The sequence below is a fragment of the Streptomyces sp. NBC_01241 genome, from assembly GCF_041435435.1.
Classification (GTDB): Bacteria; Actinomycetota; Actinomycetes; order Streptomycetales; family Streptomycetaceae; genus Streptomyces.
In genome coordinates, this window is sequence record NZ_CP108494.1 from 2,335,629 (window position 1) to 2,360,496 (window position 24,868).

The window sequence follows — 24,868 nt, forward strand, 5'->3', positions numbered from 1 at the left end:
GTCCGTCCCTCGACGACTCCTTCGCGCGAAAGAGCTGACCCCATGGCGAACACTCGTACCTTCTCCGCCGCTGCCTCTGCCGGCGCGGCAGCTCCGACGACTGCTGCGGCCACCACCTCCGCCCGCCCGCTCCCGCCCAACCGCCACCGGCTGCGTGCCGTCGACCCCGGTGAGGTCGTCCAGCCGGCCGCTGTGGCCGAGTTCCTGCCGCCGGGTGCCACCTGGCTGCCCGCACCCCAGCACACCGTTCCGGCGCTGCCGGGCCACCCGCCGATGATCGGCTACCTGGTGCTCGTACCGGCCGATCAGCAGCCGGCCGTCACCGCGGCCGCCGCCGCGGCCACCCAGTACGTGGTGCCGTCGCCGGTGGCGGACCCGGGCGCGGGTCCGGTGCGCATCGACCCCGTACAGCGCGTCGCCGCGGTCGACGGGAACACGCTCGACCTCACCTTCCTGGAGTTCGAGCTGCTCGCCCACCTCGTCGCGCACCCGCACCGGGTGCACACCCGCGATCAGCTGGTGACCACGGTCTGGGGCTACGGACACGTGGGCGACGGACGCACCGTGGACGTCCATGTCGCCCGGCTGCGCCGCAAGCTGGGCGCCGAGCACCGCCGGACGATCCAGACCGTGCGGCGCGTCGGCTACAAGTACACCCCCTGAGAGGCCTGTTGCCGTACGCGGGAGAGCGGCCCCGGTCCGGTACGTACCGGACCGGGGCCGCTGTCACGTGCCCGGTCGGTCAGCCTCGCGCCCCGGACCGCACCGGGACCCCGGCCGTCCCCGTGCCCGCATCCGGCTCCGGTTCGCCGTGCTCCAGGCCCGGCAGTCGGCTCAGTCCGCGCGGGGTCCGCCAGTTCCGCTCGCCCAGCAGCGCCATCACGGAGGGCAGCAGGACCATCCGTACGACCGTGGCGTCCAGCAGTACCGCCACGGCGAGGCCGACGCCCATCTGCTGCATGTCCTGCATCGACAGCGTCCCGAAGACCGCGAAGACCGCGACCATGATCACGGCCGCTCCGGTCACCGCGCCCGCGGTCCGCCGGATACCCTCGTCGATCGCGGCCCGGGTGGACAGTCCGCGGTCGCGGGCCTCGCGGATCCGGGAGACCACGAACACGTGGTAGTCCATGGAGAGTCCGAACAGGACGACCAGGACGAACAGCGGAATCCACGCCTCGATCGCGCCGACGCCCTCGGAGCCGATCAACGAGGCCCCCCAGCCGTGCTGGAAGACGGCGACCATCACCCCGTACGCGGCGGCCACGGACAGCAGGTTGAGCAGGATCGACGTCACCGCGATGACGTACGAGCGGAAGCAGAACAGCATCAGCAGGAACGTCACCGCCGTGATGAAGGCGAAGACGGGGACGATGCCTCGCTTCAGCTGGTCGCTGAAGTCGACGGACCCGGCGGTCTCCCCGGTCACGTACACCTGGGCCCCCGTTCCTTCGAACGCGGCAGGCAGCCGCTTCTCGCGCAGCTCGGCAAGGCCGGCCGCGCCGCCGGGGAGCGGCACCTCGATCTCCGCGACGTTCTGCGCCCGGTGGACGGTCACCTCTTCGAAGCCGGCGAACGCCTTGCGCAGTGCGGGTGCCTCGATGTTGTCGGCCTTGACGACGACCCGTGCCGGAGCGGGGCCGCCGGGGAAAGCTTCGTCGATCTGCCGGTAGGCGACCGAGAGCTGCGAGTCGGAGCCGAACTGCTTCTCCAGGCCCAGCTGTTCGGTCTTCATGCCGAGGGCGGGCGCGGCCAGCGCGAGCAGTACGGCGACCGAGGCGACCGCGAAGATCTTCGGCCTGGCCAGGACCGGCTTCAGCACCGTCCCGGCGGTATCGCCACCGGTGCCTGCGCGCCTGCCACCACGCCGGCTCCCTCGCCGGCCGATGAAGGGGACACGTCCCGCGTCGATCCGGTCGCCCAGCCAGGACAGCAGCGCGGGCAGCACCGTCACCGAGCCCAGCATCGCGATGAAGACCACGGTGATCGTGGCGAGGGCGAAGCCCTTGAACAACATCAGTCCGGACAGGAACATGCCGGCCATCGCGACCATCACCGTGAGCCCGGAGACGAGCACGGCCCGGCCGCTGGTCGCCGCCGCGATCCGCAGGGCCGTCTCGGCATCGCGTCCCGCCGCCCGCTCGTCGCGTTCGCGCCGCAGATAGAAGAGGCAGTAGTCGACGCCGACGGCGAAGCCCATCAGGAACATCACGGAGTACGTGGTCTGGAACAGGTGCAGTTGGTGGCTGGCGAGCGAGAGCAAGCCGAAGGCGGCCATGCACGCGGTCAGTGCGAGACCGACCGGGAGCAGCGCCGCGACGACGGCCCCGAAGGCGACCAGCAGAATGCCGAGGGCCAGGGGCACGGCGGTGAACTCGGCCTTCTTGAAGTCCTCGGAGAGCAGGTCGCCGAGCCACTTCCCGGCGCTGGCCTCGCCGAACTGGTGGATGGTGACGTCGGGGTGGTCCGCCCGGGCGGCGGCCACGGCGTCGAGGACGGGCTGCACCCGGTCCGGAGCCGTCGCCGCGTCGCCCTTCAGGTCGAAGGTGATCAGCGCGTCCTTGCCGTCCTCGGAGGGGACGGGCGCCGCGAGGTTCGTCACCTCACCGGTCCGCCCGATGGCCGCGGCGAGGTCGCGGGCGGGGCCCCGCCAGTCCCCCGCCTTCGTGGCGGAGACCATGACCAGTTCGCCGGCGGGCCGCCCGAGTCCGGCGTCGTCGAGGATCTGTTCGGCCCGCGCCGAATCACCCGCGGCGTTCTCCGCGTCGGTCATCTCGACCAGGCCGGATGCGCCGCCGATGCCCGTGGCGAGCACGACGAAGAGCAGCCAGCCGAGAATGGCGGTTTTGCGGTGGTGTGCGCTCCACACACCGATACGTGCCGCGAGGTTGCGCCTCATGGCGTGTTCGCCCCCAGAAGGTTCGGACGGAAGTGGAAGAGATGGAAGAGACGCGGGAAGTGCGTCGTCGATGAATCTAGGAACGGGGCGCCTGCCGCCCCAGCCGTCGAAACCCCCACTCGCGGAGCCGTAGGGCGAGGGCGGCGGGGTGGTGCTGGATACACCCCGTCCGGGTGGCGAAACGGCTGACATCGGGGGCGCCCGGCAGGTGAGACTGTCCGGGCCGGGCCTGCCACGGGGCCCGGCAAGGAGAGGACGGGACCGGGATGAACGCGATACGGACACGGATACGGGGCGCGCTGTCGGCCGCCGGGCGCGGATTCGTGCTGTCGCTCGCCGGCCTGGCCGGGTCGCTCACCCTCTTCGTGTGGGCCGTGCTCTCGATCGCCTTCATCCCGCTGGGCGTCGGCCTGTTCACCACCCCCCATGTCCTGGAGCTGGTCCGCAAGCACGCCAACCGGCGCCGGCTGCTCGCGGTCACCTGGTCCGGCATACGCATCCCGGTCCCGTACCGCCCCTTCCCGAAGGATCTGCGCACCGGCTTCACGGGGCAGGTGGAGCGGACCACGCTGATGCTGAAGGACCCGGCGACCTGGCGGGACCTCCGCTGGCTGCTGGTCGACATGACCGCGGGCTATGTCGTGGCGTCCCTGGCGACGGTGCTGATGATCTACCCGCTGGAGGGGTTCGTCCTGGCGGCGGGCCTGTGGCGGGTCTTCACCGACGACCGGTACTGGTACGGATTCGTGCCGGTCGACAGCCAGGCGTCGGGGCTTGCCGCCGCCGCGCTCGGCCTGGCGATCCTCGCGACCGGTGTGCTGGTCGGTGACCGGCTGGTGCGGCTGCACTTCGTGATCACCCAGGCGATGCTGGCCCCCACCCAGGAGCAGGAGCTGGCCCGGCGCGTCGACCGGCTGACCGAGACCCGGCACGAGGCCGTGGACACCGCCGCCTCCGAACTGCGGCGCATCGAGCGCGATCTGCACGACGGCGCGCAGGCCCGGCTGGTCGCCATGGGCATGAATCTGGGCACCGTGGAAGCGCTCATCGAGAAGGACCCGGCGCAAGCGAAGAAGCTCCTCGCCATGGCCCGCGAGTCCTCCGCGGAGGCGCTCACGGAGCTGCGCGATCTGGTCCGGGGCATCCACCCGCCGGTCCTCGCCGAACGCGGACTCGGGGACGCGGTCCGGGCGTTGGCGCTGCGGCTGCCCATCGAGTCGGAGGTCCGGGTGGAGCTGGACGGGCGGGCGGACGCGGCGGTCGAGTCGGCCGCGTACTTCGCGGTGAGCGAGACGCTGACGAACGCCGCCAAGCATTCGGGGGCCGACCGCGTCTGGGTGGACGTCCACCACGCGGACGCCATGCTGCGGGTCTCCGTCACCGACAACGGCCGGGGTGGTGCGGCGGTCGGATCCGGCTCGGGGCTGAGCGGAATCGAACGCCGACTCGGTACATTCGACGGCATCATGGCCGTCAGCAGCCCCGCGGGCGGTCCCACCATGGTGACCATGGAGATCCCTTGCGAGTTGTCCTAGCCGAAGATCTTTTCCTGCTGCGTGACGGCCTGGTCCGGCTCCTGGAGGCGTACGACTTCGAGATCGCGGCGGCCGTCGAGACGGGACCGGAACTGACGTGTGCGCTGGCCGAGTTGACGCCGGACGTCGCGGTGGTCGACGTCCGGCTGCCGCCGTCCCACACGGACGAGGGCCTGCAGTGCGCGCTGGCGGCCCGGCAGGCCAGGCCAGGGCTTCCGGTGCTCGTGCTCTCGCAGCACGTGGAGCAGTTGTACGCGCGCGAGCTGCTGGCGGACGGCAACGGCGGCATCGGCTATCTGCTCAAGGACCGGGTCTTCGACGCCGAGCAGTTCATCGACGCGGTGCGCAGGGTCGCCGCGGGCGGCACGGCGATGGACCCGCAGGTGATCTCGCAGTTGCTGTCGCGGCGCTCGCAGGACAAGCCGATGGGCGGGCTGACGCCGCGGGAGCGGGAGGTCATGGAGCTGATGGCGCAGGGCCGTTCGAACGCGGCGATCGCCTCGCAGATGGTGATCACGGAGCGGGCGGTGGCCAAGCACACCTCGAACATCTTCGGGAAGCTGGGCCTGCCGCCGTCCGACGACGACAACCGCCGCGTTCTCGCGGTCCTCGCCTACCTGGACCACGGCTGAGCCGGAACTTCGTCGTGGCCGCGCGACCCCGGCGGGTCGCGCAAGCCGGCGGGGTGCGCGGTCACGGGGGCACGGCGTGGCTGCTTCTTGCGGATCGTGTCGACCCACTGTGCGCGCCAGGCATGCGGGAGTTCAGCACGCCGGAGGGCGAGAGAGATAGAGCCCGACCTCGGGCCCGCCTTGCGGCGGACTTCACGTAGGCGTCGCCACATAGGCGTCGCCGCTGCCCCAAGAACCGTTCGCTCACAGTGACCACACCACTACAGTTAGCCCATATCGCCGCGCTGGAACCCGAATCCCGGCGTGTGCAAAGGCCGCCACGTCGTCCACATCCTGCACGCCCACTTGGTCTTCGCCAGGCTCCGGCCGCTGGTCGACGGACTGTTGCGCGATGCCCTGTACGGGGACGAGGGCGGCAGCCGCAGCCAGTGCGAGCGCACTGAGCACACGGGTACGTCGTGCCATGGACCCCTTCCGTTCCCGACCAGTACAGCGGGTGGCAGTCGGCGTGAGGGGCGCGCGCGGAGGGAAGCGCGGCGCATCGCACGACATGGATGCGCCGGGGTGACCATCGCACCATTTCGCTCGTTCTGCTGATCGTGCGACCACTGCCAGAGGTACCTTCCGCAGCCGCCCCGGCCGATGGGGAGCAGGCCGGGGCCGCGCTCGTCGAGCACTATCCGCGCCTGGCCCGCCTCGGCTATCTCGTCCTGCCGCCGTCCCTCGGCAGCCACCGCCGCGTTCTGGCGGCGCACGCCCTGGCCCAGCGGTGCCTGCTGTCGGGGCGCCGGACAGGGTATGCGTACGTCCGCGTGCGGTTGCTGCGCGCGGCGCTGGAGACGGGCCGTCCACGGCTTCGCGGGCTGCCGCCCCTCCTCCCGCTGGTGTGGGGGCTGCGGCTGTTCCCGCACTCCGGCGGAGCGGAGGAACTCGCCCTGGAGCAGGCCCTGTCGGCGCTCTCCGGTCCGGGGCGCGCCGCGTACGTCCTGCGCGGTCTGGAGCGGCTGACCGATGCGGAGGTGCGGCGGGTGCTCGCCGCTGCCGGGGTGGCTGATCCGCATGCGGCGCTCGCGGCGGCGGAGGGCGTGTCGGCGCCGTACGAGCTCCTCGGGTCCCCGGAGTTCGATCCCTGTTCGCTCCAGGCCCGGCCGCCGGATCTGCTGCGCCGCCGTCGGTACGCGAAGGCGGCGGTGGCGGCCGTCGCGGCGCTGCTGGTGTGCGGGGCGCTGCTGGGGCTGCCGGGCCACGGCTGGGGGCGCGGCGCCCCGCCCGTAACGCCGTACGCCCACAACGCCGCCGCCGAACAGGCCCTGGATCCGGACGGGTTGACCCGTGTTCCGGTGGCGTTCTGGCGGCGCTCGCCCCGTACCGACTTCACCACCTGGCCCACCCGTGGCGACCGCGCCGGGGACCTCCGGCTGCTGCGCCGCGCGCTCACCGTGTGGGCGCACCCGGACGGCGCGGCGCGCCTGTCGGCGACGCCCGGGACGCCGGCCGGGCCGCCGATGGGGGCGCCGCAGCTGCTGTACGCGGGCGGGGTGGACCGGGCGACGGTGGTGCTGTTCTACGACGGGCTGCGCGTCGTACGGTACGCGGAACCCCGGGACGCCGTACCGGAGCGGGGCGTGGCGCTCGACTTCGCCCGGGTCGACAGTGCCGACAGGGCCTCGTCCGGCGCCCTGATCGTGGGCCGCACGGGCGGCCGGGTCCGCTATCTCACCGCGCCCTGGGTGCGTGCCGTGTCCGTACGGGATCTGCTCGCCCCGGGCGGCGCCCCGCGGCCGTTGCACCGCACCGCCGACGGGGTGACAGCCGCGCTGAACAGCCCGGCGACGGCCCGGAGTTGCCACTCCTGGGAGGCGATCGAGCTGCGCGACGGTCCGGTGGTCCGGCTGATGACGGACCTCGGCGAGCTGCCCCCCGCCCGGCTGACGTCGGGCCCGCCGGCCGCGCCGCACGACGTCTCCGGGCGGGCGGAGCGGGACAGTTGGGCGCGGACCGCCTGCCTGCTGCCCGCAGTCCGTTCGCACGGCGTGCGGTCGGTGAACTCCTGGCAGTACGCCGAGCAGCCGCTGCCCGAGGACAACGGCTCGGCGCGCTGGCTCTGCACCCGGGCGGAGACCTGGCGGGGCACCGGAAGCCGGGTCCTCGCCCAGTTCCAGGCCCCGTCGGCGCCGTCCGTCGCGACCGGCGGCCCGCCCGGGGCGGTCGCGGCCCGGGCCGAGGACTCACCGGCCTGCGGGATGCGTGATCCGCGGGTGCTGGCCGGGGTGCTGTGGAAGTCGCACGGCGGACGCTGGTACGTACTGGCGGCAGGCAGCGAGCAGTTCGCCTCGCTGACCACGTCGGGCGGGGTGGAGGGATGGTCCGAGAGCCGGCTCCTCACTGTGCCGGCCAGGGCGGGCGACCGGGCACGGCTGAACGGGACGCTGGCGGACGGCAGTCGGGTGGGCGCCCTGCGCTGACGCCCGGCGCCCCGGAGGCGGGGAAACGGGAGCCGGGGAAACGGGAGCCGGGGAAACGGAAGGCGGGGAAACCGAAGGCGGGGAAATTCGCCGCACGCCTCTGTTCCCCCGCCTTACCCATCAGTACATTGACAATATGTCTAACACGCAGCCGGCGCCGGTCGCGTCGGAACGGACGCGGCTCAAGGCCCGCAAGGTCTCCTTCGCCTGGGAGAAGACACCCCTGCACTGGGTACCGGACGACCCGTTCACCACGCACACCATCAACGTGCTCCATCTGCTGCTGCCCGCCGGGGAGCGCTGGTTCATCCGCGTGTACCGCCAGGTGCTGCCGTACATCCACGACGAGCAGCTGCGCCAGGACGTCATCGGCTTCATCGGCCAGGAGGCCGTGCACGCGCAGGCCCACGACGACGTCCTGCCCCGCCTCAAGGAGCTCGGTCTCGATCCGACGCCGTACACCGCGCAGGTCGACTGGTTCTTCGAGAAGCTGCTGGGCGACCGGACGCTGCCGCCGGGCCGGGCGCGCACGTGGTGGCTGATGGAGCGGGTGGCGACGATCGCGGCGATCGAGCACTACACCGCGTTCCTCGGCGACTGGGTGCTGAACGCCGACGAGCTGGACCGGCGCGGCGCCGATCCGACGATGCTGGATCTGCTGCGCTGGCACGGTGCGGAGGAGGTCGAGCACCGCTCCGTCGCGTTCGACGTGTTCATGCATGTCGACGGCGGCTACCGGCGCCGGGTACGGACCTGGGCCACGGCCTTCACCGCGCTTCTCTTCCTCTGGCAGCGCGGCACGCGTTTCTTCATGGAGAACGACCCGAGCCTGCTCCACGGCAGGGCGTCGTTCAAGGAGTTCTACACCAGCGGCCGGCGCGGCACCCTGCCCGCGACCGGTGATCTGCTCCGCTCCATACCGCGCTATCTGAGTCACGCCTACCACCCCTCGCAGGAGGGCAGCACCGCCCAGGCCGTCGACTATCTCGCCCACTCGCCCGCGGCCACGGCCGCCGAGGCCCGTATGACGGGAACCAGCTGACCATGCCGCTCCCCCTGCCCCGCCTGCGCACCGCCGTCCTCGTCACCGGTGTCGCGCTGCTCGCCAAGCGGGCCATGCGCCGCCGCATCCAGGACTCCCCGCTGTGGCCGCTGCCGGCCCTGGAGAACCCGGTCTCGGGCCACTCCGAGCGCCGCTCCACCACCACCCGCCGCCTGCTGGTCACCGAGCGGACCGTACCCGCCGAGGGCGTGGTCCAACTCCGTCTGGAGGGGCCCGGCCTGCCCGCATGGCAGCCCGGCGCGCACCTGGATCTCCTGCTGCCGTCGGGTCTGGTCCGCCAGTACTCCCTGTGCGGGGACCCGGCGGATCCCGGCACGTACACGATCGCGACCCGTCTGGTGGCGGACGGCCGGGGCGGCTCCCGCGAGGTCCACGCGCAGCTCCACGAGGGAGCGGAGGTCGAGGTCCGGGCCCCGCGCAACCGCTTCCCCCTCGCCGGGGCCCCCGCGTACCTCTTCGTCGCGGGCGGCATCGGCATCACGCCGATCCTGCCGATGGTGCGGTCCGTCGCGGCCTCGGGTGCCGACTGGCGGCTGCTGTACGGCGGACGCTCGCGGGCCTCGATGCCGTTCCTGGACGAGATCGAGAAGCTGGGTGCGCAGGGCGACCGGGTGACCGTCGTCGCGCAGGACGAGGCGGGCCGCCCGGACACGGCCGCGGCCCTGGCGGACACGGCCCCGGGCACGGCCGTCTACTGCTGCGGCCCCGAGCCCCTGATGGACGCGGTCGCCGCCGCGCTCCCGCCCGGCCGCACCCTGCACCTGGAACGCTTCACCGCGGCGACCACGACATCGTCCGGTTCCGGTCCCTTCGAGGTCGAACTGCGCCGCTCCGGCCGCACGGTCCACGTACCGGCCGGCCGGTCGGTGCTGGCCGCGGTGCGCGAGGAGCTCCCGTACGTCTCGTACTCCTGCGAGCAGGGCTTCTGCGGTACGTGCCAACAGCGCGTCCTGGAGGGCGAGGTCGAGCACCGCGACGAACTCCTGACGGGCGCGGAGCGGGACGACTCGATGCTGATCTGCGTGTCGCGGTGCCGGGGCGAGCGGCTGGTGCTGGATCTGTAGCGATGCGGGGTGGTGGCCGATGCCCACCGCCCCTTCTCCGGCAGGCCACTCGGTACCCTGTCCACCATGACGACCGGGGTACGGCGCAGGATGGGCGTCGAGGAGCGCAGACAGCAGTTGATCGGTGTCGCGCTGGAGTTGTTCAGCCCGGATCCACCGGCTCGATGCCTGTGGATAGCCTCTCCGGAAACGAGGAAGTGCCCTGTGACCTGCGATGATGGGAGTTCTTCACGCTTCCAGCACGCACAACCACGAGGGCACTTCCGAGATGCAATCTTCCCATGCCGCAGCGAGGGTCTCCGCACGGTTTGATGATCCGAATCTGGTCGGCTACGGCGGGCTGGCCCCGGTGGTGCGGCTGGCCGAGCGGTGCGGACTGCCCGCACTCGTCGACGAGCACGTCCGGCTGCCGGCCTCGACGGACGGCACCGGGGCCTTCCCCGCGGCGAAGCTGATGTCGCTGGTCGGCGGCATGGTCGCCGGGGCGGACAGCATCGATGACATGGACCGGCTGCGGCACGGTGGGCTGCCGCGGCTGTTCAGCGGGGTGCGGGCGCCGTCCACGCTGGGCTCGTACCTGCGCTCCTTCAGCCACGGACACGTGAAGCAACTGCACGCGGTGGCCCGCCGGTTCCTACCCGAACTGGCCGCGCACACCCCGCTGCTGCCCGGCGCCGACCAAGTGGCCTACGTGGACATCGACGACACGATCCGTCGCACCTACGGCTACGCCAAGCAGGGCGCCGGCTACGGATACAGCAAGGTCAAGGGCTTGAACGCGCTGATCGGGATCGTCTCCACCCCGCTGGCCGCTCCGGTGATCGTCGCCACCCGCCTGCGCAAGGGACCGTCCAACTCCGCCCGAGGTGCGGCCGCGTTCGTCGCCGAATCGATCCGCACCGCAAGAGCGTGCGGCGCGAGCGGGCTGCTGGTCGTGCGGGCCGACTCCGCGTTCTACGGCGCCAATATCGTGAACGCCTGCCGGGCCCTGGGCGTCCGGTTCTCGGTCACCGTGCGGATGAACGCCTCGGTCAAGGCCGCGATCGCGGGCATCGACGAAGCCGCGTGGAAGGCGATCAAGTACCCCAAGGCCGTGTGGGACGAGGAGGGGCAGTGCTGGATCTCGGACGCCGAGATAGCCGAGACCACCTACACCGCCTTCACCTCCAAGCCGAAGAAGCAGCAGGCCACCGCCCGTCTGATCGTGCGCCGCGTCAAACGGCTCAACCCGGCAGCGGTGCCCGAGGGACAGGGCGCACTCTTCGATACCTGGCGCTACCACGCCGCGTTCACCGACTCTCCGCTCTCCCTGTCCGATGCCGAACGTGAGCACAGGCGGCACGCTGTCGTGGAACAGGTGATCGCGGACTTGAAGAACGGCCCGTTCGCCCACGCCCCCTCCGGGCACTTCCAGGCGAACGCCGCCTGGCTCGCGCTGGCCGCTCTCGCGCACAATCTGACCCGCGCCGCCGGCGCCCTGGCGTCCGCCTTCCACGCCAAGGCCACCACCGCAACGATCCGCGACCACCTGATCAACGTGCCCGCCCGCCCGGCCCGCTCCGCCCGGCGCCTCACCCTCCACCTGCCCGAACACTGGCCCTGGGCCGACGACTTCACCCAGCTCTTCGACCTCGTGCACGCGCCACCACCCACAGCCTGAGAAGCCCTGACCACCCCGCCCGCAAGGGCCCGAGACCGCCGAACACGTGGAAGAGCTGGACAGACCAGCGGCTACTCCCTGCCCGAACAGCCAGATCATCTCGCCAACCGCCAAGACAACCCCGAAACGATCACTCCGGAATCAAGCCGGTGGATCCGGGTTCAGTCACCGTGCCCCGGACGAGGTGTCGATCGACGAGATCGCGGCTGCGGCCGGGATCTCGCGCCCGTTGGTCTATCACTACTTCCCGGGGAAGCAGAACCTGTACGAGGCGGCGCTGCGGCGGGCGGCCGACGAGCTGGCGGCGCGGTTCGTAGAGCCGCGTGAAGGACCGCTCGGGGCACGGCTGTTGAGGGTGATGGGGCGGTTCTTCGACTTCGTCGACGAGCACGGTCCGGGGTTCTCGGCGCTGATGCGGGGCGGGCCGGCGGTCGGCTCGTCGACGGCGAACGCGTTGATCGACGGGGTGCGGCAGGCGGCGTACGAGCAGATCCTGGCGCATCTGGGTGTCGACGACCCCCCGGCACGGCTGGAGTTGGTCGTGCGGTCGTGGGTCTCGCTGGCCGAGTCGACGGCGCTGATCTGGCTGGACGGGCGGCGGATTCCGCGCGCGGAGCTGGAGACGCAGCTGGTGCACGACTTCGCGGCGCTGGCCGCGGTGAGTGCCGCGTACGACACGGAAGTGGCGGGCGTCGTGCTGCCGGTCCTCGCGCAGGAGCCGACGGACGGGCCGTTCGGCGAGCTGTTGAACCGCCTCTCCGCACTGGCGCCCGCCGTTCCGGCCGTTCCCGCACAGCGGCTGCCGTGAACGACGATACGGATCAGCTCACCAGCCCCGCACAGCGGCTGCCCTGAACGGCGATACGGGTCAGCTGAGCAGTTCGCCCTGGAGCGCGGCCGCCAGGCCCACTTCCGCGTTGTCCGCCCGGCCCCGTTCGAAAGCGCGCTGGTAGGCGGCGTCGCCGACGGCCGCGCGGGCCTGGCGTTCGCAGGCCTCGCGCAGCGGGCCCAGTTCCGGGGTGCCGCGTTGCGGGTGGCCGACCATGCGCCAGTAGACCTGCCCCGTGCCATAGACCCGGGCGGCGCGGGCGCCCGCGCCCTGGGCGGCGATCGCCGCGGCCAGGATGTCCAGTCCGAGCGCGATGCCGAAGCTGTCGCGCATGCGGCGCTTGCCCACGAGCATCGAGCGGGCGTGGGCGGCGGACGACTCGGCGTCGCCCTGGAGCAGGGCGATCAGGGCGAGTTGGTAGTCGACGTAGCTACGGGTCCAGCACTCGTCCTGGGCGGCGCAGACCGCGCGCAGGGCGCCGGCGGCCTGCGCCGCCTCGTCCAGCCGTCCCAGGCTGGTCAGGGCGAAGAGCGTGATGAGGTGGCAGCGCAGCCGGTAGGCCGACTCCAGCGGGGTGTCGGCTCCGGTGCTGCGCAGCACCCGGTCGACCAGGCGGAGGCTCGCCTCGGGGCGGCCGGTCATCAGATGGGTGAGGCCGCACAGATAGGCGGCGGCGAGAATCCCTTCGTCGGCGCCGTCGCGGGCCGCGGCCCTGGTGCACTCCCTGCCCAGGCGCCGGGCGGCCGGGTAGTCGCCCTGGAGCACGACGATGATGCCCAGCACCCACAGGGCGCGGGTGCGGTGGGGGCCCTCGGCCGGTCCGGCGTCCAGCGCGCGCTGCGCGTACTCGCGGGTCTGCGGCAGATGACCGCAGCAGCACCAGAAGAAGCCGATCCGGCCCGCCATCTCCTGGGCGGCCACGGTGTCATGGGCCAGCAGATAGTCGAGGGCGGCGCACAGGTCGGCGTGCGACTCGGCGATGCGGTGGTACCAGAAGATCTGGTCGTCCCCGGTCCAGCCGGCGTGGGCGTGGCGGGCCAGGCCGAGGAAACAGGCGGCGTGCCGGTCGGCGGAGGACCGTTCCTCGCCGAGTTCGGCGAGCCACATCCGTCCGTACTCACGGATGGTGTCGAGCATGCGGTGCCGTACGCCGTCCCGTCCGACGACGGACTTGGCGACCAGGCCGCGCAGCGCCTCGGTCACACCGTCCTCGGTGAGCGGCCCCTCGGCGCAGACCTGGCGGGCCACGGTCTCGTCGAAGCCGCCGCGCAGGACGGTCAGCCGCGCCCAGAGCAGCCGTTCCAGCGGGGTGCACAGCTCGTGGCTCCAGCCGATGGCGGTGCGCAGGGTGCGGTGGCGCCGGGGCCGGAGCGAGTCGTCGGACGGTACGTCGAAGCGGGAGCCGATCCGCAGGGCGACCTGTTCGACGGTGTCCCGGCCGAGGGCTGCCGCCGCGAGTTCGATGGCGAGCGGAATGCCTTCGAGGCGGCGGCAGATCTCGGCGGCGGCCTCGGCGTTGCCCGGCGCGTCGAGGGGGAGTTCCGGTGCCGTCGCGGCTGCCCGGTCCCGGAACAGGGTCAGTGCGTCGCCTGCGCCCTCGACGGGCAGCGGAGGCACTTCGACGAGTTGCTCGCCCTTGATGCCCAGGGGCTGCCGGCTGGTGGCGAGCACGGTGAGGCCGGGTGAGGTGGTGAGGATCTCGCCGAGCAGGTGCGCGCACGCGGAACGCAGATGCTCGCACGAGTCGAGGACGAGCAGCAGCTCCTTGTCGACGAGCCATTCGCACAGCGCGTCGATGGGCATGCGCAGCGTGTGGTCACGGAGCCCGACCGCGTTGGAGACGGTCGCGATGAGCAGTCCGTCGTCGTGGAGCGGCGACAGGTCCGCCCACCAGGTCCCGTCACGGTGTCCGGGGGCCGCCTGCCGGGCCGCACGGACGGCGAGCCGGGTCTTGCCGACACCGCCGCTGCCGGTGAGGGTGGTCAGCCGGTGCGTGGCGAGGGTGTGTTCGAGCCGGGCGAGTTCCGCTTTCCGTCCGACAAAGCTCGTTGTCTCCTCGGGAATGTTGCTCGCCATGGTCACCGTCGCCGAAACAGGTGGACCGGCCGGTCCCGGCCCGTGGAAGGGCACGCCGGGGATGCCGTGCTGCGGCACTCCCCGGCGGCTTGCTGCCTCTCAACGTAGCCCTGTCGGCACTCAGTTCAGGGAAAACACCGCCACCGTACGCCCCGGGACGGTGAAGCTTCCCGAACTCCTCTCGTACGTGGCCTTCTTGACGGTAGAATCCGCGCCCGCAGCCTGGACGGGATGCAGGGCGTACCGCTTCCCCGCCAGTGCGGCGATCTGCTGGGTCGTGGTGGCGGGGGTCGCGTTGAGGACGACCACCAGCTTTCCGAGCCGCATGGTGATCACCCCCGGTGTCTCGTCCTTCCCGGAGAGCGGGAAGGACAGGGCGGACTGCACCTGCCCGGTGGTGGCGAGGTCGAAGTCCTTCTCCGTGGACCGGATGGTGAGCAGGTCCCGGTACGCGGCAGAAGCGCCGTCGATCTCGGCGCAGCCGGGGCTGAGCGCGGCGTCGGCCAGCAGGGGCTTCGCGTAGGACCACTTGGACCGGTTGTCTGCGGCCGGCGGGAGTCCGCGGCCGAAGCCGTTGCCGTCGCGGCAGTCCCAGTGGAGCGCGTTGAACCAGTCGCCGCTGTCGTACGAGTTGCGGTCCAGGGACTTGGAGCGCAGCAGGTCGCTGCCGGCCTGGGAGAGCGAGGGCCCCTGCGAGAGGGTGGCCGTCGCCATCGCCAGGATCTGCATGCGGGCCCGGTCCGCCGCCGATGTGCGCGCCGGGAGCTTGAAGGCGAGCGCGTCGTACAGCGACTCGTTGTCGTGGGCGTCCGCGTAGGCGAGGGCGTCACCGGGGGCCGCGGCGTATCCGGCGGGAGCGCCGTTGTAGTCGACGCCGGAGCCCTTGACCGTGCGGCCGGAGGAGTCGGTGAAGGTGTAGTCGGCGAGGTTGCCGGTGAGGCCGACCTTGATCAGGTCCTGGTAGTGGAGCAGCCGGGCCTTCTGTTCGGCCTTCGTTCCGTTGGCGGTCGAGGTGTTGGGGTCGGTGTAGAGGCCGGTGGCGAAGCCCTGCACGCCCGGGTCCTCGTCGAAGGGGCTGCCGCCGCGGACGGCGTCGCGGGACCGGTCGGAGAAGGTGGCGATGCCGGTGCCGGCCATGTTCTTCTGGGTGGCCTGGACGAAGCGGGCGTCGTCGGCGATCTCGCCGAAGTTCCAGCCCTCCCCGTACAGGATGATCTTCTTGCCGTCGACGCCGTCCTTGGCCGTGGTCAGCGCGTCGAGCGCCTTGCGGACGGCGAGGATGTTGGCCTTGGGGTGGTGGCCCATCAGGTCGAAGCGGAAGCCGTCGACCTTGTACTCCTTGGCCCAGGTGACGACCGAGTCCACGACGAGCTTGCCCATCATGGTGTTCTCGGGCGCGGTGTTGGCGCAGCAGGTGGAGGTGGCGACGGTGCCGTCGTCCAGCAGCCGCTGGTAGTAGCCGGGCACGATCCGGTCGAGCACCGACTTGTCGTCCTGGCCGGAGGCCACGGTGTGGTTGTAGACGACGTCCATGACGGTCCGCAGACCCGCGCCGTTCAGCCCCTGCACCATCTGCCGGAACTCGACGGTCCGTCGCGTGCCGTTCGGGTCGGAGGCGTACGAACCTTCCGGGACGGTGTAGTGCAGCGGGTCGTAACCCCAGTTGAACCCGTCCTGCGCCGCGGCCTTCGCCACGCAGGCCTGCTGCTCCTCGGAGTCGGGGGCGTACACGGAAAGATCGCAGGCCGGCTTCTGCTGGGCCGACTTCTTCTCCGGAATGGTGCCGATGTCGAAGGCGGGCAGCAGATGGACGTAACCGGTACCGGAATCCGCGAGCTGCTTGAGGTGTTTCATCCCGTCGGAGCGGGTGTCGGTGAAGGCGAGGTATTCGCCGGGGTGCTTCGAGGTGCGGTCCGCGATCGAGAAGTCGCGGATGTGCAGCTCCTGGATCTGCGCGTCACGCAGGGGGACGGCGGCGGGCTTCCGCAGGCCTGACCAGCCGTGCGGCGCCAGCTCCGGATCGTCGAGGTCGACGACGAGGCTGCGGGCGGAGTCGGTGGTCAGGGCGGTGGAGTACGGGTCCGTGACCTTGTTGGTGACCATCTTCCGGACGGTGGGCGCCCAGACGTTCACGGCGTACCGGTAGGGCTTGCCGTTCCAGCTCTTCGGTCCGGTGACCGACCAGACGCCCGTGCGGTCGTCGCGGTGCATGGGGACGGTCCTGCCGTCGAGTTCGAGGGCGACGGTACGGGCCGTGGGTGCCCAGACGGACAGGGTGGGGCGGCCGTGGTCGAAGACCGGGCCGAGGGAGGCGGTGGCCGCGTTCTTCCCGTAGAGGTCGTCGAGCACCCCCGCGCTCTGTACGCCGGTGGCGGCGAGCAGTGCACCGTTGGCGGCGCGCTGGGTGGCGATCAGCTGGCCGCGCAGCGCCTCGCGCACCCTGTCCCGGTCCCGGACGTCTACGGTGAACGCCGGGTAGTCCTTGAGGTGCGGGTACTTCGTCCTCTGGGCGTCGCTCAGCGCGGACGGTGCGAGCCGCAGCCACTGCCCCTCGTCGGACAGCGCCCCGTCGACGACGGAGATGCCGCCGTTCTTGGCGTAGACGAGTTGCTGGCTGGTGGCAGCGGTGGCCTTCACCTTCCATACGACGGTGTCGGCGTCGATCCACTGCGCCTCGGACTTGGTGAGGTCGGGGGTGGGGACGCCGCCGGTCTGCGGCAGCAGGTAGCCGGGCGTGGAGCCGAGCATCCAGACCTCGTGGCCGTAGGTGGCGAGGTCGAGCGACTGGTCGCTGGACAGGTCCTTCTCGTCGCCCTTGTGCAGGATGTAGCTGAGCGAGGTCGCGCCGTCGGTGAGCGGCACCTCGAAGGTGGCGCCGGAGGCGTCCTTCTTCACCGGCTGGAGCGGCTTGGCCCAGTCGGTGGGGTCCTTGGCGCCGGTCCAGGTGTGCAGCCCCCAGCCGTCGTAGTCGCCGTCGGCCCGGTAGTAGTGCAGGACGGCCTTGGTGGTGTCCTGCGGCGGGTAGACGCCGTCGGGGGCCTCGTCGGTCTGACCGTCGTTGCCCTGCTCGATCCAGACCTGTCCGGTCCTCGCGAGGTCGACGGTGCGCTCCGGACCGTCGGCCGTGCCGTCCTTCTCGACGGTGTACGGGAGGGAGGAGGCACCCTCGTCGAGCTTGATCCAGGCGAAGGCGCCATAGGCGTCGCGCCCGGTGAACGCGGCCGATGTGCCGCCCGCCTTGAGCTGCCGGCCGTCGTAGTCGCCGTCCGCACGCCGGTAGTGGACGACGGCGTAGTCGCGCTCGACGGCTACGGGCTTCTCGGCGGCGGGTGCCTGTCCCGCGGTGGACGAGGCGAGGGCACTCGCGGTGCGGCCGGCGGCGTCGACGACAACCGCCTTGTACCGCAGGGGCGTTCCGGCTGCCACCTGATCGTCCAGGTGCTGGGTGACCTGGTACGGGGCGTGGTCGGCGGAACCGAGCGTGACCCACTTCCCGTTGCCGGTCTGTGCGGCGAACACGACGCGGTTCAGGGATCCGCCGTCGACGTCCGCGGAGATCTCGACGGTGCCGGTGGCTCCGGCGCTGGGCGCCTTCAGGGTGATCGAGGGCTTGGCGGTGGGGCCGTCCAGGGGCTTTTCCGCGCGCAGCACGACGGTGGAGAGGGCAGGCACGGTGACGGTGATCTTCTTATTCGCCGCGCTGCGAACATCGACCGAATTACCGTACAGCGCACGGAAGTTCATACCGGCGGTCGCGGTGGGCAGCTCGACGGTCCTGGGTCCGGTGCCGTTGTTGGTGGCGACGACGTACTCGGTCGGCTTCTTCGGGTCCGTGCGGGAGAAGGCGTACACGGACCCTTCGGCGTAGCGCTCGGTCTGGACGCCGTCGCGCAGGGCCGGGTTCTTCCGGGTGAGCTCGGAGAGCGCGGCGATGTCCCGGTACAGGGGGTGGCTCGTGTCGTACGCGTCCGAGGCGTGGGTGCGGTCGGTGCCCAGTTCGTCGTCGTCGAGGTAGTCGGCTGTCCTGGACGCGAACATCGTCTGGCGGGCGTCCTTGTCACCGCCCGCGCCGGTGAAGCCCTGTTCGTCACCGTAGTAGACGACGGGGTTGCCCCGACTGAGGAACATCAGCTCATTGGCGAGCCGGACACGTTGGACGAGTTCCGCGTCGTCGGCCTTCGGGTTGTCCTGCTTGATGAACGACCCGATGCGTCCCATGTCGTGGTTGCCGAGGAAGGTGACCTGTTCGTAGGCGTTGGCCTTGTCGGTGGTGTAGCGGTAGTCGTCGGCGAACACCGCCGCGAGTTTCGCGGCCGGGGCGCCCTGCGAGGCGTACTGGCGTGCCGCTTCCTGGAAGGGGAAGTCGAGCGTCGCGTCGAGCCTGCCGCGGGTGACGTAGGGCGAGGTGATGGCGGTGTCGGCGGAGTAGACCTCGCCGAACATGAAGAAGTCCTTGCGCCCGTGCCTGGCCGCGTAGGTGTCCAGCGCTGTCGCCCACTGGGTCCAGAAGTCCAGGTCGACGTGTTTGACGGTGTCGATCCGGAAACCGTCGATGTCGAAGTCCCGGACCCACTTCTCGTAGATCTTCTCCATGCCGGAGACGACCTCGGGCCGCTCGGTCCACAGGTCGTCGAGCCCGGAGAAGTCGCCGTACGTGGTGGACTCGCCGGCGTAGGTCGAGTCGCCCCGGTTGTGGTACATCGTCGGATCGTTGAGCCAGGCCGGGATCTTGTCGCCGGTGTTCTTCGGGGTGTACGGGAACGAGTCCGCGTCGACCTTCGCCAGGCCCTTGCTGTCGTCGAACGGGCGGCCGTCCCTGTCGAGGTACGGGTAGGCGCCCTTGGGGCGGTAGCCGTACTGCTTCTCGGCGTAGTCGACGGTGTCCGCGGTGTGGTTGGTGATGACGTCGAAGAAGACCTTCATGCCCTTGTCGTGGGCCTTGTCGATCAGCTTGGACAGGTCGGCGTTGCTGCCGAAGTGCGGGTCGACCTGGGTGAAGTCGGTGATCCAGTAGCCGTGGTAGCCGGCCGATGCGTCCTTGCCGGTGCCCTGGACGGGGCGGTTCTTGAAGATCGGGGCGAGCCAGATGGCGGTGGTGCCGAGGCCCTTGATGTAGTCGAGCCGACGGGTCAGGCCCTTGAGGTCGCCGCCCTGGTAGAAGCCCTTGTCCGTGGGGTCGTAGCCGGTCTCCAGGCGTGAACCGGTGAGTCCGCCGCGGTCGTTGGAGGTGTCGCCGTTGGCGAACCGGTCGGGCATGACGAAGTAGAACTGTTCACGCGTCAGGTCGTGGCGTGCGGGTTCGGCGGCCAGCCGGGCGTCCGAGGGCGGGTCCGGCGGTCTCGGCGCGGCGGACGCGGATGCTGCCGGGACGACGGGAAGGAGCGCCGCGCAGAGTGCTGCTACGGCTCCCCGTCTGAGGGTGGAACGGGACACGGGCGGGGTCTCCTTGCGTGCGGGATGTGGTTCTCGGGGCGGGCGGACTTGCCGGGCACCGGGAGAGGGGCGGGCGCTCCTCCCCCGGTGCCGGACGCCCACGTGAAGGCGGCGGTGCGCCGGGAGGGGAGGTTTCGGGGTGATCCCCGCAGGGGTACGCGGTCATGAGGCGCTTCGCTCACGGTGACGGACGAGTCCGCGTCATCCGGGGAGACGCCCCGACGTGTCCCCGGACCCCGGGTCACCTGCCGGCCCGGGGCGCCGGGGTCGGCCCCGGACCGGTCACCGGTGTCAGCTGCGCCAGACGTCGCTCGTCAGCGTGACCTTCCCCGACGCCGGCACGGTGGCGGTACGGTTCGCGCCGCTCTCCCAGGTGACGTTGCCGCTCGCGTCCTTGCGGAGGTACTTGTACTCGAACGACGTACCGGCGGGCAGGTTCACATCGAGCTTCCAGACCGGGTACGTCGCCGGGTCGAGCTTCAGCGCGCTGCCGGTGTTCCAGTTGCCGAGCGCGCCGTGGCTGCCGGTGACGTAGATGTTCTGGCCGAGTTGGGTGGTGGCGTTGACTCCGAAGGTCGCTCCGGAGGTGCCGGGGTCCGTGGTGCCGCCGCCCGAGCAGGTACGGGCGCCCACCTGGAGCGCCAGGGCCGTGTTGGCTCCCAGCGTCGCGGTGAACCGGCCGGAGCCGTCGACGCTGACGCCGTTGCCGGACTGGATGTCGCAGTAGTCACCGGCGGGCAGCGACGTCTGGAACGTACGGGTCAGCGAGGAGCCCTCGTGATTGATCGCGACGTACGCCTTCGCCCCGCGGCCGAACGCGATCCGGTCGCCGCCGTTGTCCCACCAGTCGGTGACGGACTCGCCGCGTGCCGTGTTGCGGAAGCCGACCATGGAGGAGATCTCGCGCCAGGCGTGCTGGCACTTCCACCCGCCGCTGTAACAGGCGTTCACCGTACCGCCGTTGGGTGGCCCCGCGTCCTTGTCGGTCCATTCGTAGCCGGAGTGGACATCGGGCGATCCGTACGGCCAGGCCAGCATGAAGACACTGGCGAGGGTGTAGTTGGCGCCGTCCTTGTAGTTGAGTGTGTCGCCGCCGCGCTCGGTGTCGTGGTTGTCGACGAAGACCGCGGCCTTCGACGACGGCATGAAGCCCCAGCCCTCGCCGAAGTTCTTCAGGTAGGCGAGGTTCTCGTTGTTGAAGACCTGCTTGAGGCTGCGGGCGTAGCGGAATTCCTGGACGTCCCCGGTGCCGGTGTACTCGTCGGGCTGGACGGCCTCGCCCGCGCCGTAGATCGCCTCCTGCTTCCAGTAGACGTTCGGGTTGCTCAGCCGCGACTTGATGTTGGCCAGGTCCGCGGCGGGCATGTGCTTGGCGGCGTCGATGCGGAAGCCGTCGACGCCGAGGGAGAGGAGGTCGTCGAGGTAGGCGGCGATCCGGCCGCGGACGTATTCCTCACCGGTGTCCAGGTCGGCGAGGCCGACGAGTTCGCAGTTCTGGACGTTGGCCCGGTCCTGGTAGTTGCTGATCTGCGCGGTGCAGTCGTCCATGTCGGCCGCGGAGTACACGCCGGGGTAGTTGTACTTGGTGTACGAGGAGCCGCCGGTGCCGGTGCCCGATCCCGCCGACATGTGGTTGATGACGGAGTCGGCGACGACCTTGACTCCCGCGCTGTGGCAGGTGCCGACCATGGCGGCGAAGGAGGCGCGGTCGCCGAGCCGGCCGGCGATCTTGTAGCTGACCGGCTGGTACGAGGTCCACCACTGGCTGCCCTGGATGTGTTCCTGGGGCGGCGAGACCTGTACGTAGCCGTAGCCGGCCGGGCCGAGGGAGTCCGTGCAGGCCTTGGCCACGGAGTCGAATTTCCACTCGAAGAGGACGGCGGTGACGTCCTTGCCGCCCGGCGTGGAGGCCTGGGCGGTCGCGGTGGGGGCGATGAGAGCGGCGGCCCCTGCTATCAGGGCGAGCGCTGCAGACAGTGGTCTGCGTGCCATGTTTCCTCCTGCTGTGGGGGGAAATGCGGGTGACGGTGCAGCCTCACGTGACAACGCGCCCTGCCCTCAAGGCTCCTGAAGGTTCTTGCTGCAAGAATGCAAACCTTGCCGCGGTGGAGACCGTACGATCCTGCCCGGCCTCGGTCAACCCTTTGGACACCGCCCGCTCACATCCGCGAAATCCAGCAGTTTTCTTCCTGCAAGGACTTACGCAAAACATTGCAGCGCTGTTACGTTTCTCCCGACTCCGGTCCGGCCGGCCGGGGGTTCCGGTGATCCCGGACCCCACGCGCCCGGCCGGCCGGGCCGGTCACGGACAAGAGAGGCACCCGGAGTCACCCACTCCCCGCGGGCCCGTCAGGGCCGACTCCCGGGTGCCTCTCCTGTGCGCCGCGACGCCGGGGCGCACACCCGGACGCCGCGGCCCGGCCTCAGACGCCGCGGACCGCGGCCGTGGACCCCCGTACCACCAGCTCCGGCTGGAACACGTACTCCGTACGCTGCACCGGGCTGCCGCCGATCTCCTCCAGCAGGGCGCTCACCGCGGCGGCCGCCATCGCCTGCACGGGCTGACGCACCGTTGTCAGCGGCGGGTCGGTGAACGCGATCAGCTGTGAATCGTCGAAGCCCACCACCGACACGTCGCGCGGCACGCCGAGTCCGCGGCCCCGGGCCGCACGCACCACGCCGAGTGCCATCTGGTCACTGCCGCAGACGATGCCCGTGCACCCCTGGTCGAGCAGCGCACCGGCCGCGACCTGGCCGCCCTCGACACCGAACAGCGCGGAGCAGACCAGGAGTTCGGCATCGGTCCGGTCCAGGCCCAGGACGTTCACGGCGGCGTCGAGGAAACTCTCGCGCTTGCGGCGGGACGGCACGTAGCGCTGCGGCCCGATGGCCAGGCCGACCCTGCGGTGGCCGAGTTCGGCGAGGTGGCCGACGGCCATCCGTACGGCGGCGGAGTCGTCGGGCGAGACGAACGGGGCATTGATCCGTTCGTTGTAGCCATTGATCAGGACGAAGGGCACACCGCGTTCGGTGAGTGCGGCGTACCGGGCCGGGTCGGCCGACAGGTCGGCGTGCAGCCCGGACAGGAAGATGATCCCGCCGACACCCCGCTCGACGAGCTGCTCGACGAGTTCGTCCTCGGTGGCGCCGCCGGGTGTCTGGGTGCAGAGCACCGGGGTGTAGCCGTGCCCGGCCAGGGCCTGTTCGACGGCCTGCGCGAACGCCGGGAAGATCGGGTTGGTGAGCTCGGGCGTCACCAGCCCGATCAGCCCGGCGCTGCGCTGCCGCAGCCGCACGGGCCGTTCGTAGCCCAGGATGTCCAGCGCCGCGAGCACCCGCTGACGCGTGGTGTCCGCGACGCCCGGTTTCCCGTTGAGCACCCGGCTGACGGTCGCCTCGCTGACCGCTGCCTGGCCGGCGATGTCCGAGAGCCTCGGCGCACCACCGGTCCTGGGCAGAGGAACCGTCACACCGTCCACCACACCGTGGTGTCCGCGGGCAGCTCGATCTCGGCGCCGTCGGGGACGACCGGGGTGCTGGACAGCAGGACGGTGCCGCGCACGGGGATGCGTACCGGACGGCCCGTCGTGTTGACGGTGCAGATGAAACCGGGGCGGGCGAAGATCAACAGCCCCTCGGGGGCCTGGAGCCACTCCACCGCGGTCCCGGCGCCGAGCCCCGGGTGCGCCCGGCGGGCGGCGATCGCGGCCCGGTACAGCTCCAGCGTGGAGTTCGCGTCGCCGGTCTGCGCCTCGACGCTCAGCGCGCCCCAGCTGTCGGGCTGGGGCAGCCAGCTGCCGCCGCTGCCAAAGCCGTACGAGCTTCCCTCGCGGGTCCACGGGATCGGCACCCGGCAGCCGTCGCGGAAACCGTCCTGGCCCTCCGCGCGGAAGAACGACGGGTCCTGGCGGGCCTCGTCGGGCAGGTCGGTGACGTCGGGCAGGCCGAGCTCCTCGCCCTGGTAGACGTACGCGGAACCGGGCAGCGCCAGCATCAGCAGGGTGGCGGCGCGGGCCCGGCGCAGGCCCAGTACGGGGTCGCCGGCCGTGCGGATCTGGGTGCCGAGGCCGGGCGGGTTGGCGAACCGGGTGGCGTGCCGGGTCACGTCGTGGTTGGAGAGCACCCAGGTGGCGGGGGCACCGACCGGACGCATCGCGTCGAGCGAGGTGTCGATGACCTCGCGCAGCTCGGCGGCGTCCCAGGCGGTGGAAAGGTACTGGAAGTTGAACGCCTGGTGCATCTCGTCGGGGCGCACGTAGTTGGCGGTGCGCTCGACGGTCGGGGTCCAGGCCTCGGCGACGGCGATGCGGTCGCCGGGGTACTCGTCGAGGATGGTGCGCCAGGAGCGGTAGATCGCGTGGACCCCGTCCTGGTCGAAGAACGGCATGACGTCGTTGCCGAGCAGCTTCAGCTGGTCGTGCGTGCCGAGGTCGGGCAGGCCGGCGGCCTTGACGAGGCCGTGGGCGACGTCGACCCGGAAGCCGTCGACGCCCATGTCGAGCCAGAAGCGCAGGATCGAGCGGAACTCGTCGGCGACGGCCGGGTGTTCCCAGTTGAAGTCGGGCTGCTCGGGTGCGAAGAGGTGGAGGTACCAGTCGCCGGGGGTGCCGTCCGGGTCGGTGGTCCGGGTCCAGGCGGGGCCGCCGAAGATGGACTCCCAGTCGTTGGGCGGGAGTTCGCCGTCCGTGCCCTTGCCGGAGCGGAAGTGGTAGCGCTCGCGCAGCGGGGAGCCGGGTCCGTCCGCGAGGGCCCGCTTGAACCACTCGTGCTGGTCGGAGGAGTGGTTGGGCACCAGGTCCACGATGATCCGCAGGCCCAGGTCGTGGGCGTCCCGGATCAGCGCGTCGGCGTCCAGCAGGGTGCCGAACATGGGGTCGATGGCGCGGTAGTCGGCGACGTCGTAGCCCGCGTCGGCCTGCGGGGACGCGTAGAACGGGCTGAGCCAGACCGCGTCGACACCGAGGCCCTTGAGGTACGGGAGTCTGCCGCGTACGCCTGCGAGGTCGCCCATGCCGTCGCCGTTGCCGTCGGCGAAGCTCCGTGGATAGACCTGGTAGATCACCGCGTCCTGCCACCAGCCGGTCCGGTGGGCCGGAGCGTCGGCGGACGTGCCGGTGGAGGGGGCAGCGAGGTGCTGGGTCATGTCGTCCCTGGGGTGTCTGGGGTGGGGAGCGTCGCCGGACCGGGTCGGGATACCGGCGACGCCGTGACT

The 24,868-nt window shown here is 71.2% G+C and carries 13 protein-coding genes and 2 pseudogenes; 9 read left to right on the top strand and 6 right to left on the bottom strand.

Features of this window, described 5'->3' with window-relative positions:
* Nucleotides 1-42 precede the first annotated feature (42 nt).
* Nucleotides 43-663 (top strand): winged helix-turn-helix domain-containing protein, encoded by a 621-nt coding sequence (locus tag OG306_RS10145; protein WP_266745773.1) that lies wholly within the window; start codon nt 43-45, stop codon nt 661-663.
* Nucleotides 664-742: 79 nt separating this feature from the next.
* On the opposite strand, the gene OG306_RS10150 is transcribed toward OG306_RS10145, so the two are convergent.
* A complete protein-coding gene (locus OG306_RS10150) occupies nt 743-2,899 on the bottom strand; it encodes an MMPL family transporter (RefSeq protein WP_266745774.1) in 2,157 nt (718 codons plus the stop codon).
* 266 nt (nt 2,900-3,165) lie between these two features.
* On the opposite strand from OG306_RS10150, the gene OG306_RS10155 reads away from it, so the two are divergent.
* The 8 genes and pseudogenes from OG306_RS10155 to OG306_RS10190 form a co-directional block, all read left to right on the top strand.
* Complete coding sequence (locus tag OG306_RS10155) at nt 3,166-4,434, top strand: sensor histidine kinase (protein ID WP_266745775.1); 1,269 nt, start codon at nt 3,166-3,168, stop codon at nt 4,432-4,434.
* Nucleotides 4,419-5,066 (top strand): LuxR C-terminal-related transcriptional regulator, encoded by a 648-nt coding sequence (locus tag OG306_RS10160; protein ID WP_266745776.1) that lies wholly within the window; start codon nt 4,419-4,421, stop codon nt 5,064-5,066. Before OG306_RS10155 ends, OG306_RS10160 begins: the two co-directional genes overlap by 16 nt.
* Before the next feature lie 599 nt (nt 5,067-5,665).
* Nucleotides 5,666-7,531: a hypothetical protein gene (locus OG306_RS10165; protein WP_266745777.1), complete on the top strand. Its 1,866-nt coding sequence runs from the start codon at nt 5,666-5,668 to the stop codon at nt 7,529-7,531.
* A gap of 136 nt (nt 7,532-7,667) precedes the next feature.
* On the top strand, nt 7,668-8,573 hold the full coding sequence (locus OG306_RS10170; protein ID WP_266745778.1) for a metal-dependent hydrolase: 906 nt from the start codon (nt 7,668-7,670) through the stop codon (nt 8,571-8,573).
* 2 nt (nt 8,574-8,575) lie between these two features.
* On the top strand, nt 8,576-9,658 hold the full coding sequence (locus OG306_RS10175) for a PDR/VanB family oxidoreductase (protein ID WP_266745779.1): 1,083 nt from the start codon (nt 8,576-8,578) through the stop codon (nt 9,656-9,658).
* A gap of 66 nt (nt 9,659-9,724) precedes the next feature.
* Nucleotides 9,725-9,817: pseudogene (locus OG306_RS10180) on the top strand (TetR family transcriptional regulator); the annotation flags it as partial.
* Nucleotides 9,818-9,926: 109 nt separating this feature from the next.
* On the top strand, nt 9,927-11,318 hold the full coding sequence (locus tag OG306_RS10185) for an IS1380 family transposase (RefSeq protein ID WP_266745780.1): 1,392 nt from the start codon (nt 9,927-9,929) through the stop codon (nt 11,316-11,318).
* 160 nt (nt 11,319-11,478) lie between these two features.
* A pseudogene (locus OG306_RS10190) lies at nt 11,479-12,126 on the top strand (TetR/AcrR family transcriptional regulator); the annotation flags it as partial.
* 60 nt (nt 12,127-12,186) lie between these two features.
* Here the strand turns inward: OG306_RS10190 and OG306_RS10195 are convergent.
* The 5 genes from OG306_RS10195 to OG306_RS10215 all read right to left on the bottom strand — a co-directional run bounded on the left by OG306_RS10195 (nt 12,187) and on the right by OG306_RS10215 (nt 24,799).
* A complete protein-coding gene (locus tag OG306_RS10195; RefSeq protein WP_371665235.1) occupies nt 12,187-14,223 on the bottom strand; it encodes an ATP-binding protein in 2,037 nt (678 codons plus the stop codon).
* A gap of 120 nt (nt 14,224-14,343) precedes the next feature.
* The gene (pulA, locus tag OG306_RS10200) at nt 14,344-19,656 is read right to left on the bottom strand and encodes a pullulanase-type alpha-1,6-glucosidase (RefSeq protein WP_266745782.1); all 5,313 of its coding nucleotides are present in this window, start codon (nt 19,654-19,656) and stop codon (nt 14,344-14,346) included.
* A gap of 291 nt (nt 19,657-19,947) precedes the next feature.
* Entirely contained in the window at nt 19,948-21,648 is a 1,701-nt protein-coding gene (locus tag OG306_RS10205; RefSeq protein ID WP_266745783.1) for a carbohydrate-binding module family 20 domain-containing protein, read from the bottom strand.
* A 431-nt stretch (nt 21,649-22,079) separates the two neighbouring features.
* Entirely contained in the window at nt 22,080-23,138 is a 1,059-nt protein-coding gene (locus OG306_RS10210) for a LacI family DNA-binding transcriptional regulator (RefSeq protein WP_371665236.1), read from the bottom strand.
* Complete coding sequence (locus OG306_RS10215; RefSeq protein ID WP_371665237.1) at nt 23,123-24,799, bottom strand: glycoside hydrolase family 13 protein; 1,677 nt, start codon at nt 24,797-24,799, stop codon at nt 23,123-23,125. The genes OG306_RS10210 and OG306_RS10215 overlap by 16 nt, the downstream gene beginning before the upstream one ends.
* Nucleotides 24,800-24,868 lie beyond the last annotated feature (69 nt).

Coding starts and splice junctions, on each gene's coding strand:
- OG306_RS10145 (WP_266745773.1), top strand. CDS start 43: ATGGCGAACACTCGTACCTTCTCCGCCGCTGCCTCTGCCGGCGCGGCA.
- OG306_RS10150 (WP_266745774.1), bottom strand. CDS start 2,899: ATGAGGCGCAACCTCGCGGCACGTATCGGTGTGTGGAGCGCACACCAC.
- OG306_RS10155 (WP_266745775.1), top strand. CDS start 3,166: ATGAACGCGATACGGACACGGATACGGGGCGCGCTGTCGGCCGCCGGG.
- OG306_RS10170 (WP_266745778.1), top strand. CDS start 7,668: ATGTCTAACACGCAGCCGGCGCCGGTCGCGTCGGAACGGACGCGGCTC.
- OG306_RS10175 (WP_266745779.1), top strand. CDS start 8,576: ATGCCGCTCCCCCTGCCCCGCCTGCGCACCGCCGTCCTCGTCACCGGT.
- OG306_RS10185 (WP_266745780.1), top strand. CDS start 9,927: ATGCAATCTTCCCATGCCGCAGCGAGGGTCTCCGCACGGTTTGATGAT.
- OG306_RS10195 (WP_371665235.1), bottom strand. CDS start 14,223: ATGGCGAGCAACATTCCCGAGGAGACAACGAGCTTTGTCGGACGGAAA.
- OG306_RS10205 (WP_266745783.1), bottom strand. CDS start 21,648: ATGGCACGCAGACCACTGTCTGCAGCGCTCGCCCTGATAGCAGGGGCC.
- OG306_RS10215 (WP_371665237.1), bottom strand. CDS start 24,799: ATGACCCAGCACCTCGCTGCCCCCTCCACCGGCACGTCCGCCGACGCT.